13 protein-coding genes are annotated in these 10,658 nt (G+C 62.2%); all 13 read right to left on the bottom strand.

Features of this window, described 5'->3' with window-relative positions; all coding sequences use genetic code 11:
* Positions 1-2,203: phage tail tip protein J-related protein (locus tag L6D64_RS27760; protein WP_236192653.1), on the bottom strand; the 2,203-nt coding region annotated here is incomplete at its 3' end.
* On the bottom strand, positions 2,203-2,601 hold the full coding sequence (locus tag L6D64_RS27755) for a DUF6950 family protein (RefSeq protein ID WP_176509914.1): 399 nt from the start codon (positions 2,599-2,601) through the stop codon (positions 2,203-2,205). The genes L6D64_RS27755 and L6D64_RS27760, both read right to left, overlap by 1 nt.
* A gap of 2 nt (positions 2,602-2,603) precedes the next feature.
* Complete coding sequence (locus tag L6D64_RS27750) at positions 2,604-3,206, bottom strand: hypothetical protein (protein WP_176509913.1); 603 nt, start codon at positions 3,204-3,206, stop codon at positions 2,604-2,606.
* Positions 3,206-3,790, bottom strand: coding sequence for a hypothetical protein (locus L6D64_RS27745; protein ID WP_176509912.1), 585 nt, complete (start codon positions 3,788-3,790; stop codon positions 3,206-3,208). Before L6D64_RS27745 ends, L6D64_RS27750 begins: the two co-directional genes overlap by 1 nt.
* 16 nt (positions 3,791-3,806) lie before the next feature.
* Positions 3,807-6,590, bottom strand: coding sequence for a phage tail tape measure protein (locus L6D64_RS27740; protein WP_176509911.1), 2,784 nt, complete (start codon positions 6,588-6,590; stop codon positions 3,807-3,809).
* Positions 6,591-6,632: 42 nt separating this feature from the next.
* Positions 6,633-6,944 (bottom strand): hypothetical protein, encoded by a 312-nt coding sequence (locus L6D64_RS27735; RefSeq protein WP_176509910.1) that lies wholly within the window; start codon positions 6,942-6,944, stop codon positions 6,633-6,635.
* A 52-nt stretch (positions 6,945-6,996) separates the two neighbouring features.
* Complete coding sequence (locus L6D64_RS27730; protein WP_176509909.1) at positions 6,997-7,251, bottom strand: hypothetical protein; 255 nt, start codon at positions 7,249-7,251, stop codon at positions 6,997-6,999.
* A 110-nt stretch (positions 7,252-7,361) separates the two neighbouring features.
* The gene (locus L6D64_RS27725; protein ID WP_176509908.1) at positions 7,362-7,802 is read right to left on the bottom strand and encodes a hypothetical protein; all 441 of its coding nucleotides are present in this window, start codon (positions 7,800-7,802) and stop codon (positions 7,362-7,364) included.
* Positions 7,803-7,859: 57 nt separating this feature from the next.
* Complete coding sequence (locus tag L6D64_RS27720) at positions 7,860-9,029, bottom strand: phage tail tube protein (RefSeq protein WP_176509907.1); 1,170 nt, start codon at positions 9,027-9,029, stop codon at positions 7,860-7,862.
* Between the two features lie 61 nt (positions 9,030-9,090).
* Positions 9,091-9,498 carry a phage tail terminator-like protein gene (locus tag L6D64_RS27715; protein ID WP_176509906.1) on the bottom strand — a complete coding sequence of 136 codons (408 nt, stop codon included), beginning with the start codon at positions 9,496-9,498 and terminating at the stop codon, positions 9,091-9,093.
* Positions 9,495-9,881: an HK97 gp10 family phage protein gene (locus L6D64_RS27710; RefSeq protein WP_176509905.1), complete on the bottom strand. Its 387-nt coding sequence runs from the start codon at positions 9,879-9,881 to the stop codon at positions 9,495-9,497. The genes L6D64_RS27715 and L6D64_RS27710 overlap by 4 nt, the downstream gene beginning before the upstream one ends.
* Positions 9,882-9,883: 2 nt before the next feature.
* Positions 9,884-10,264: a glutamate 5-kinase gene (locus L6D64_RS27705; RefSeq protein WP_176509904.1), complete on the bottom strand. Its 381-nt coding sequence runs from the start codon at positions 10,262-10,264 to the stop codon at positions 9,884-9,886.
* 2 nt (positions 10,265-10,266) lie between these two features.
* On the bottom strand, positions 10,267-10,658 hold a 392-nt coding region (locus L6D64_RS27700; protein ID WP_236192652.1), incomplete at its 5' end, for a protein singed.

Raw genomic sequence — 10,658 nt, 5'->3', positions numbered from 1 at the left:
ACTGGCCAACGTCGCCCCAAAGCGCGGCATTGGGTGGAGCATTCGCACCAGAGGCGTCTGCTGGAACAGGCTGCAGCGCCTGGTAGATGCGGCCATCAACCACGACCATCTGGCCCTTCTGGTAGGCATCATCCTTGTCGTAGGCCTTGAGTCCATCCAGCGCAGCAATCTGCTCCTCCAAGCCAGGAATCTTCTGGATTTCTTCCAGCAGCTCCTGCCCCAGTTCGCTCTCGGTGATCTTGCCCGACAGCGCTGCCAGCATGGCGGTGACGTCGTTCGACGTGGACGCGGCGATCTTGAGGAAGCCGCTGACCCCGTAGGCGTTGCGGGAGCGGATGAAGTAGAAGTAGTTGGTGAAGAACGCCAGGCCGGTATGGGTGAGGCTGAGGCCCTGTCCAAGATATGTTGCCTGCGCAGCGGGAGTTTGCGGGTCTTCGCTGTAGAAGTACTCATAGGTACCGCCGTTCAGCCCGTGCTGCACGTTGCTTGGGAACAGCGTGATGGTGTCGATCGTGGACTGCACCGTGCACGCCTCTGGAATCGGCGGGCCGTCGATGTTCACGGTAATGCTGGCCTCGCCGGAGCGGGTCAGCGGGCCGAGCGTGGCCACGCTCATCGTGTAGTTGCCCGAAGGCAGACCAGCGATCGGCAACTGCAAAGTAGTCTCGGGCACCTGCTGGGCCTGCACCGCAGTGCTGCCCTGCCGGATAGTGACTGCATAACCTGTGACAATGCCGGCCGGCTGCGTCCAGCTCAGCACGCCCTGGGTGACTTCGGCAGTCTCGTCGGGTATCCAGGCCAGGTTGGTAGGACTGCCCAGTCCACCAGTCGGCAGGTTGATGAAGCCGATGGGGTTGTACGGCTGGCCCACGGCATCGTCGAACTGTGCTGCATCGTACTGCTGCAGCTGGGCGGTGCAGCCCTGGTCAGCGCCCATGCTCCAGTTGGTGACGATGAACTCGCCCAGGATGTTCAGCGACGGCAGGTTCACGCGCACGGCGCGACCCGGCCGGCAGTTGTAGCCCAGGAAGTTCATGGGAATGCTGATGGTGCCACCTGCGCGCCGGCGGCGAAGCTCGATGTTCGCCAGGCGCTGGGCCTGGTAGGCATCCGTGACGTAGGAGAAGGTCAGCGTTTCAGCCGCCTCCCCGCCGTCCTCGACCACCCATTCGGCAACGCTGACCTCGGGGTAATCGGTCTCTGTCCACGACTGCGAGGTGTCGATGAACGTACCGCGAACCGTGTTGATCGCGGCATCATTGGTCGGCTCGGTGCTGCCGGTTATGGTGCCGATCACCATGTCCTCGGTGATCTCGAAGTCGTAAGGGCCGTAGTAGGCCCCAGCCTGGAACATCCAGCGTCCGCCGACGCGGATAGTCCGGCCGCCGCAGGCAGCCTCAAGCTTCTGCAGCACGTTGGTGCGCTGCTCGTCGGCACCGATCACGCAGCTGCTGCGATAGCGCGGGCTGGTGGTGTTATCAGGGTTGGCGACCGATTCATCGCAGATGTTGGCGCCGCTGGCGAACGTCTCGAACACGATCTCATCGTCCGGCACGCCGCAGCGGTTGCGCAGGAACCAGAGAATGTGGAGCGCGGTGTTCTCGGTGTAGATGGACATCCCGGTACGCGGGTCGTAGATATCGTTTCGGCCACGGACGATGAAGCGTGCGTCAGGGATGCCGGACGGGAATTTCTCGGCGCTGTACTTGAGCGACAGGCGTACGAACGACAGCCCGCGGCCGATCTGCTCGTCTTTCCAGTCAGGGCAGTTGGCCTTGAGGAAGGCGTTCACCTGGGTCGGGTTGACGACCAGTTCATAGGAGGCATGCTCGCCGTAGGTGGCGATCGCCTCCTCGCCCAGGTAGATGTTCTCCAGGGCGTCGACCGGGCCTTCACAGAGGACGTAGACCAGGTGCAGCCACTCGCCATCGGTTTGGTCGCCGGCCTGCTCCTGCGCCCAGACCAGCACGCCACCGGTGCTGACCCGGCCAAGGATGAAGCGCGCGGGCGCCTTGGAGGAGCGGACGGTCTGGGCCGACGGCTCGTTGTCGCGCATCGGCGACTTGGTGTTCAGCTTCTCCTGCTGCTCGGCCATGTAGAACGCCAGGCCGGCACCAATGGCGGCGCCCACCGGGCCACCTTGCACGAAGCCAATGACCGCGCCGACGGCGACCTGAGCAATCTTCCTGACGCCATTGGACATTATTCAACTCTCCAGACCGCAAGCGGGTCGCACACCACGCGGGCCACCCCGTCGTCAGTGGTCGCCCAGAATTCGTTTGCCCAGTACACGGCCATGGACCGGCCGCCGGGCGCTTCGTACATGGCAATGTCGCCGCGCTGGATGAATGCCGGCGCAACCCTGGCGAAGCAGGCGTCCCATGCTGCCTCAAGGCTTCCGTGCTGCTTCTTCAGCGCCCGCTTCGCCCCCGCCTCGGTCTTGTAGGTGCCGCGGTACGCCTCGGCCGGGTCGGTACCGCACACCGCTACCGCGCAGTCCGCCGCAAACAGGCAGCAGTCGAATTCGCCCCATGAAAAAGGCCGCTCTAAGGCGGCCTTGATCACTTCGCTGAGGCGTGTGGTCCAGTCTCGGTAGCGCATGGCTATTTCTCGTAGGTGAACGTCGGGGCGTCCTTCTTGGATCCCCAGTAGATGGGCCATTCGGACATCTGGGCGATGGCGTAGAAGAACCGGTCGCCCTGGTGGCGGGCCCGGTGGTTCTCGTCGGTGAACCGCTCGGTGCCGGTGCGGCTCCACTCGGCCATCCGGTCAACGATCGGGACGGTGATCTTGTTTCCATCCTGGCCATTGCCGGCGTAGGAAAAGGTGGCGGCGTCCATGCGGCCGGAAAACAGGATGTCGGCGGCGTAGTTGCCCTGCTCGTCGAACACCACAAACATGAGCTTGCCTGAACGCCCGCGACATCCCCGGATGTTGGTCTCGGTGATGATGTAGCTGTCCAGGCCGGTCAGGGCCAGGTCGATGGACATGGGCGAGTTCGAGTTGTCGCTCTCCTGCGACTGGCCGACCTCTCCGAACTGCCCTACCCCCAGATACGTTATCCCGCCGATCACCAAGTCACCGGTACCCGTGTGCGCGTACACCGGACCGCCCTCGAAGTCGAGCTGGCAGGCGTACACGCTCAAGAATTTGCCGGTGGCGATGATGTCGACCACGCTCTGGCTGAATGGGAACGTCGAGGGCATCAGAAGGCCTCCCTGAATTGGTAGCTGCCACTGGCCACCGCCGGCCGCACCGTCATGTTCCACGTGTCCTGGGTCATGCGGCATTCGGCGTAGGGGTTGAGATATTCAACCGGCGTACCGGCGACCAGCGATTTGCGGATGCGCTTATTGACCGACACGATGGCCTGGCCTTGGGCGTTGGAGGTTGCAGGCTCCACCACTTCGAACATCTCCCCGCCCACCGTGAGGTAGTCCCCCACGGCGAAAACTGGGGTGTTCGCGGCGGCGCCGGCCACCGTGATAGCCCTGGCCTGGGCCACCCCAGACACGACGGTGAGGCTTCCCACGCTCACCTTCCTGGTTCGAGTGAACGCCGGCAGGTTGAACGTGCCGAAGAGCCCGTCCAGGCGCCCGAGAAACGCCGACAGCTCGCGCTCCTGTTCCCGGGTAAGCAGACCAAACGTCAGGGTGCACTGCCAGTACGCCCCCGGCTGCCCGACGATCTGCTGGGCGTTCGAGAGCGTCGAGGTGAAGGCGCGGCTGTTGTTGACTAAGCCCCACGTCATTTCAGATGGGCGCAGCGATGCCGGCCATTGGATAGCCATGCAGTACTCCTTCTTGCTATCGGTTGCGGGCGATCAGCTGCCGCGCCGGCCCGTTCATCTTGAAGTCGCGCAGCACCAGGTTGTAGCCATCCTGCGCGCCCTTCTGGGCTGCCTGCTGAATTCGGGCCAAGGTCGCTTCATCTGCGGTGCCTTGCACACTGATGTGCTGGATGATGGATGGAATGGCGCCAGTAGAAGGTGCTGCCGGAACCGATGCAGCCGAAACCGCAGGGCTCACACCGACGAAACCGCCACTGGCGTAGCCTTTGGCGTTCAAGCGATCCAGATAATCGCGAGCCCCGGGCTGACTTACCACCTCTTTGCGGATGACGTATTCACCGCCGTGGACCACGCCCATCGGCTCGAACTTGCCACCGTCACCGGTGTAGCCGCCAGTCGAGAATCCAGACCGAGAGATCGTCTCGCTGAATCCGGTCATGGTGCCGCTGCCGGATGCCGCAGCCCCTCCCCCACCCAGGAACCCAAGCGCAGACCCAAGGAAGCCTGCTGCTGCCTGCTGCACCTGAATACGGATGAGGTCTTCGACAACCTGGTCAGCGAAATCCTTGAAGGAAAGCTTGCCGGTCTTCACGAAGTTGACCACGGCGTCTTCCATGTTGCCGAAGGCGCTGCTGAACAGGTCGCGAGTCTGCCCTGCCACATCACTGGCGCTATCCAAATAGTCTTGGAAAGCGCCACGGGCGCCGTTGCTCCAGTCTGCCTGGGCCTGATCGATCTGGGCCCAGCCATCGCGCTGCGCAGCAACCCGTTTCTGCAAGAACTCGCGCTCGATATCGATCTGGGCTTGCAGGTCCTGGCGCTGCTTCTCGCCTTGGGCGTTGGCCAGCTCAGTCTGCAGCTGCAAGATTCGATTGTTCGTCTCCTGCTCGATCCGCAGGCGCTCCTGCATGCGATAGGCGTCCTTCTGACCCATGCCCACGGCGTCCGCTTGGGCGGCGTACTCCATGCGCTGGGTAGCCAGCTGCCGCTCCATCTGCGCGCGGTACTGCTCGGCCTGGGTCAGGCCCTGGGCGCCTTTGATCGCGGCGGCATAGTTCGTGGAGGCCTGCGCCAGCGCTTTGCCGTATTCCTCCTGGCTGATCTTGCCCTTCTGGAAGGCCAAGTCAAGCTGCTGCTGTTCCTTGGTCAGGGCTCGTGCTGCCTGGGCTGCAGGATCGTACTGGTTGTACAGGCGGGCGAACGTCGTTTCCGCCTCGGATACGCCCTTGTTGGCCCCCTTCGGCGTGTTCTTCTTCGCCTCACGCTCTTTTATGTCGGCGATTTCTTTCTCGATGTTCTTGCGGGACTGGGCGTACTTCGCTTCCTCCGATGCGGTGAACACCCCAGCAGCTACTGCTTTGGCCCGGGCCTTGTCGAGATCGCTCAACTCCTTGTTCAGGCGCTGAGTCTGCGTCAGCGCGCTTTTGTAGGTGGTGTCCAGGTCCTGGAGTCCTTTGCGCCCCTCTTCCTGAATGCGGCGGCGCTTCTCCTCTTCCTCCAATGTCTTCTGGTTGAGAGTGAGGATGTCCTTTCGCTGGGCGATCTCTTTCTCGATCTGCGCTATTCGTGATCGGGTTGTATCATCTTCAAAGGCAGTGTTGAGCAGGCTCGTTCTGTATGCGAGCTCTTGCTGCAGTCGAGTAATAGCGGACTGCTCGCTCTCAGCGCTCTTGCGGCCGATGCTGGCAAATGCATCTAGCACCTCATTGGTGGCGTCCTTGATGTTCAGCCAGCCGCGCTCAATGGCGCCGAGGTTCTCGCGGATCTTGGAGGTGCGCTGCCCAATCGCTTCGGCGTATGTACGTTCCGCCAAGTCGGCAGCACCCACAGCATTTCCCTGATCCGACAGAGCCTTGATCTGGGCATACACCGACGCGGTCAGGAACCGGTATTTCTCGTCCAGCTCAACGATGCCGGCGACCGGGTCCTTGCCGAGCTTGATGAACTCGGCGACCGTCTCCTCTACAGCCTTTCCGGTTACGCGCTGCATCTCGACAGCGGTAGTGGTGATCAGCTTCAGGTTGCCGGTAGTGTTCTCTCCGGCGGCAGTCAATTGCGCCAGAGCTCCAGCTGCCTGGCCGAACGTACCGGTCACCTGGTCTGCCGAATCGGCCAGGGCGATCAGCTGTGCTTCGGATGCCTTCGAGTAGTTTCCGGTCAGGATCAGGCTATTACGCAGAGCGTCCGATTGCTCGGACCCCTTATAATAGGCCACTGCCAGCGCGCCAGCAGCTGCAGCGGCGACAGTGAACGGGTTGACCAGGCCGAGGATGTAGCCGCCCAGGGCCTTCGCCGCAGGCGCAATCCCGCCGAACATGTCCTTGAGCTGTCCGCCCTGCTGCAGGAAGACGGTCAGTGGAGCCTGGCCACCCTGTAGGCTGACCGCAATGTCGGTGAACTGGGCCGGCACGCCCCGCAGCGCCGCCTGGTAGGCCTTGGCCGACATTCCCGCCTTGTTCATGCCTTCAGCTGATTCGCCGATACCTTCGCGCAGCGCGTTGATGCGCTGGTTGTACTCTGCGAAGGTGTCAGCGTCGAGGAACTTGGTGCCCTTGAACTTGGCCAGCTTCTCCTGCATGTCATCCAGGCGGCCGAGCGCTGCAACCGTTGGGTTGATCTGGCCAAGTAGCTGCGAAAGTTCCTTGCGCTGATCGTCAAGGCTGGACGACAGGCCGTCCGTGCTCGATGTTGCCCCTTCACCGGCGCGTTCCATGCGCTCCAGGGATCCTGTCAGATCATCCGCATTGCGCTTGGCGCCCCGCGAGTCGATCGTTACCGCCAGGCGTGATTCCTGCGCCATACCTTTCTCCGGGGGTTAAAAAACCCGCCGAAGCGGGTTTTGTTATTTCACTGGCTCAATTAAGTTTTGATAGCACTCTGCATATGCGGCGTTTCTGAATTCTGAAACATACTTTTCCTTTCCGGCAGAGCTTGTAGCTACTGGCAGCGTGTAGGCTTTAACAACCATCGCATTAGAGAACTTACTTTGGTCGCCTACGGATGCCATGGCGTCCTCAAGAAGATCACCATCCTGTCGCGCCTCCATTGCCTTTCCGGCCATGGCCGAGATTTTTTTGCAGGTTTCTTCGCCGCTAGCGGCGAGAGCCGACAACGGCATGCAAGCAATAACGGCGATCAATAGCAGTCGATTCATGGCTTCCTCCGTAAAGATGGCCAGAATCTAACACACCCCTACTGAGCATTTCTCACCGCTTTTTCGGTCTGTCTTTCGAATCGGATTCGGCCTGCGCCTTTTCGTACTGCTCGTCCCAGTTCTTCCGGTATTGGTCGTCCAGGGCGAAGATTGCAGCATCAAGCTCTTCGCGGCATATCGCCGAGGGGTAGCGATCGAGATATTCGGCGATCGATGCCGGTGATAGCGGCGCTGGGGCGCCAACCATGCCGACATACTGCCGGGACCTGCTGATATAGGCGTAGGCCTCCAATATCTCGGCGGTCACCCCGTCGATTTCTGGCGGCGCCGGGATGTCCAGACCGAATCGCTCATGCTTCCAGCGCTTCTTCTCGTTCTCGTCTCCGGCCCACTCGCGCCCCCACAGGTATGCCGCTACTACTTTTCCACGGTGACCTGGGTCTTCTCCTCTACCCGGCGGGCGATGTCGTTACCGGTGCGCAGGGCAAGGAAATAGACGCTGTTCATCTGCTTGATCAGCTGGACGCACAGCTCTGGACTGTACGGGGCAGGCTCGCCCGGCTTTTCCTCGATGTCGACCCCCTTCCAGTCCTTGATCAGGTGCTTGGCTGCAAGCTCGATGAACAGGTCGTCATCGGTCTCAAGCTCGACATCTGGGATCTCGGAAAGGCTGAACTCTGCGGTGCCGACGCGTGTCTGCTGGTTGATCAGGGCCAGGTGACGGTTGATCAGCGCCTGGTGCGATTTGTAGAGCGGGTTGGCGATCGAGCCGACCAGAATCTGGGCGCCCGGGGCGAATTCGACCCAGCGCTCGCCGTTGATATCCAGTTCAGGCTTCTTTGCGATGGTGAAGGCCATGGTATTCCTCTGCGGTAAAAGGCCCGACGCACACCGCAGGGCGCGCCGGGCAAAGAGTTAAGCGGTGACGGTGACAGCGCAGGTGTCGGTCTTGGTGCCGTCTGCGGCGCTGGTCGCGGTGATGGTGGCGGTGCCTACCGCAAGGCCGGTGACCAGGCCGGTCGCGCTCACGCTGGCGATGGCCGGGGCCGAGGATGTCCAGGTGACCAGTTGGCTTGCTCCTACCGGGGTAACTGCGGCTTCGAGGTCGGCGGTCTCGTCGACTTCCAGGCTCAAGGTGGCCGGGGTGACGGTCACCGCTGCAATGGCGATCGGCGCAGGCAGGCGGGTGATGGTCGGCGGCACGCGGCGGGCGGTGTATGCCAGTTCCACCTGGATGATGTCGGTAGCGCCGCCGTCCGGCCAGTCACCGCTCACTTCCATTTCGGGGATGAAGAAGGTGTAGCCACCGTCAGCATTGTTGAGGGTGAACTCGAAGCTGAGCGCCCCACTGGTCTGCTGCGCCTTCCAGTACTGGTAGGCGGTTTTGGACCAGCTCATGGTGATCGAGCCAGACGGCGTGAAGGTGGTCGGGATGATGTTGCCTGGGAACGGGTTGCCGTTTCCGATGCAGCGCTGGGTTTGAGCATTGTTGGCGAACTGCAGGTTGAAGCTGTCCACGCAGGCGTTGTCCTCACCCAGCTGCACGCCGTTGATCTTCAGCCCGGTCACATCCTTGAACCCATAGCGCCGCTGATTTGCCTCTGGCGCAGGGCTGACGATGAAGGAGCTGTTGTCGGCCTTGTCATCCCACGAGGTAGCCATGAACGTGGTGGTGACGCTGATCTCGTTGTCGTTCGGGACCTCGATGTTGATCGAGTCAACCTGAGCGCCACGGGCGATGCCGGCGATGCCCACGTCCGCATCATAGGCGGCGATAGAGAATGAGATGCGATCGTTGCCCATGGTCAGGACGTTGTTGTCCCAGTCCTTGCCGAAGCAGGAGGCCAGAAACTCGTCCAGCGCGCCGTAGCGGAACTTGGTTTCGATATCGCCGCCGACGTCCACGGTGGTCTGGGCGGTGCCCTGGGCCATGCGGTCTTCGCCGATCTCGTTGTTCTCTTCGGTGTTGTAGGTAGGAACCAGGCCGAAGCTGACGCGGGTCAGCACGTTCCAGTTGCCCGGCGGGGTGATCCCCGGGGTGAGTTCGCGAATCCACGCGGTTGAGCGCTTGGCACCACTGGACATGGGGTGTTTCTCCTATCGATAGGCGTAAAAAAACCGCCATGTGGCGGTGCAAGTGGTGGGCTCAGTAGGCCCGGTATGGGACGCTGACGTTTACCTGGTACCAGCCGTGGCCGTCGTCACCAATGGTGCTGGCCGAGGCCGCATAGCACTCAAACGGACCGGTCGGGTCGCTGTAGAACTCGAAATGCTGCACCAGCGTGTCGGCTGCCTTGGTGATGGCCAGGGTGCCCTTGTGGCTGGGCACGAACAGCTGAATCATGATGATGCCGGTGCGGCGCACGCATGGGCCGATGCCGATCTCGGGCGCACTGGACAGCCCTGGCACATCCGCAAGCCTGGCCCAGATCGGCTTGCCGGCCGGATCGAACGGTCCCTTGGGGTTATTCGGGTAGTCCACAGCCTCAGCGGGAATTCCCGCCCACTGCGTCATGCGGCCGGTGATGATGGCCCTGATCTGTTCGAAGGTCATGTCCTGTAGGCCTCGGCGACGCCGTTGAACGACACCGCGTATATGCCGGCAGGCGCCTGCTGGGAATGTCCATCCTCAAGCGGTACTGCATACGGCAGGTTGTTCTGGATGAAGACCTGCGTGTACGGCTCCAGGCCGGAAACCGCTCGTGCCCCGTTCTGGATGGTCTCAGCGCCTGTTGGGTCGACGTTCAGGGTGCTGGTGTACACCGGAGCGCCCACACTGACGATGTTGTTGCCACGGAACCGCCCGGTGTCTACCGGAGACCGCAGGACGATCTCGTTGAGCATCGCAATAGCGATGACGCGCACGCGCTGGCTCAGCTGCTCCTCAACCACGCCCGCGAACAGGCTGGGGGGTGTGCTCCAGCCTCTTTTCGCCATGGCTATTTCCTCAGCTGGATCTCGTAGTGAGCCTTGGCAGGGTCGATGCCGGGGCTGACGACGCGATAGGTTACTGGCTCGCCCGTGATCAGGTCGATGGCGGTGATCTGGTGCCCTACTGCTGGCTTGCCCGTGACTTCGTTGGCCAGGCAGATCAGCAACACGTCGCCCACCAGGATGTTGATGTTGTCGATCCGGCGGCTGTCGTAGCTGTCGAACACGCCGCGGCCGGTATAGGTCACCGGCTGGGCGGTAGTGGTCTCGTTCACTGGGTCCCATTCGCCCGGCCCCATGTAAGAGCCGGTGAACGGGAATACAGCGTCGGCCAGGTCATCGTCGAACGCCGCGGCAAGGTCTGCCTGGACTTCGTCTCGCAAGCCCATTGCTACCCCCTGTCCACAGCAAAGGTGAACGGGTTGCAGCGCCAGGGCGACACCAGAGCCAGGGCGAACTGCACGCCCTCAGGCTGCGCGCCTGCACTGCTGCGATCGAGCGCGGCATAGGTGCGGCTGGTCGATACCGATCCGGCCTTCACGCTCTTGGCCTCGAGCGATCCCTCGGTCTGCTGCTGATACAGTTGGCCCGTGGACGCGACCAGAGCCAGCTGGGCCCCGGCCTGCTTCACCTCCTCCGGCACGGCATACATGTCGATGCCGCACAGACGGAGCGAGGTGAGGTATGCGTTGGCCTGCGCTACCGCCATGGCCTTCTTGTCGTCGGGCGCCCAGGTCGGACCCAGGATTTCGTCGACGTCCGCGACGGTGATGTAGGTAGCCA

The sequence above is a fragment of the Pseudomonas urethralis genome, from assembly GCF_021602465.1.
In the GTDB taxonomy this organism is placed as follows: domain Bacteria; phylum Pseudomonadota; class Gammaproteobacteria; order Pseudomonadales; family Pseudomonadaceae; genus Aquipseudomonas; species Aquipseudomonas vlassakiae.
Note: the sequence above shows the minus strand (reverse complement) of the source record. Positions and strands in the feature narration are given on the sequence as shown.

What these genes read in the sequence shown, in the direction of transcription:
- L6D64_RS27755 (WP_176509914.1), bottom strand. Translation starts at nt 2,601, where the DNA reads ATGCGCTACCGAGACTGGACCACACGCCTCAGCGAAGTGATCAAGGCC.
- L6D64_RS27750 (WP_176509913.1), bottom strand. Translation starts at nt 3,206, where the DNA reads ATGCCCTCGACGTTCCCATTCAGCCAGAGCGTGGTCGACATCATCGCC.
- L6D64_RS27745 (WP_176509912.1), bottom strand. Translation starts at nt 3,790, where the DNA reads ATGGCTATCCAATGGCCGGCATCGCTGCGCCCATCTGAAATGACGTGG.
- L6D64_RS27740 (WP_176509911.1), bottom strand. Translation starts at nt 6,590, where the DNA reads ATGGCGCAGGAATCACGCCTGGCGGTAACGATCGACTCGCGGGGCGCC.
- L6D64_RS27735 (WP_176509910.1), bottom strand. Translation starts at nt 6,944, where the DNA reads ATGAATCGACTGCTATTGATCGCCGTTATTGCTTGCATGCCGTTGTCG.
- L6D64_RS27725 (WP_176509908.1), bottom strand. Translation starts at nt 7,802, where the DNA reads ATGGCCTTCACCATCGCAAAGAAGCCTGAACTGGATATCAACGGCGAG.
- L6D64_RS27720 (WP_176509907.1), bottom strand. Translation starts at nt 9,029, where the DNA reads ATGTCCAGTGGTGCCAAGCGCTCAACCGCGTGGATTCGCGAACTCACC.
- L6D64_RS27715 (WP_176509906.1), bottom strand. Translation starts at nt 9,498, where the DNA reads ATGACCTTCGAACAGATCAGGGCCATCATCACCGGCCGCATGACGCAG.
- L6D64_RS27710 (WP_176509905.1), bottom strand. Translation starts at nt 9,881, where the DNA reads ATGGCGAAAAGAGGCTGGAGCACACCCCCCAGCCTGTTCGCGGGCGTG.
- L6D64_RS27705 (WP_176509904.1), bottom strand. Translation starts at nt 10,264, where the DNA reads ATGGGCTTGCGAGACGAAGTCCAGGCAGACCTTGCCGCGGCGTTCGAC.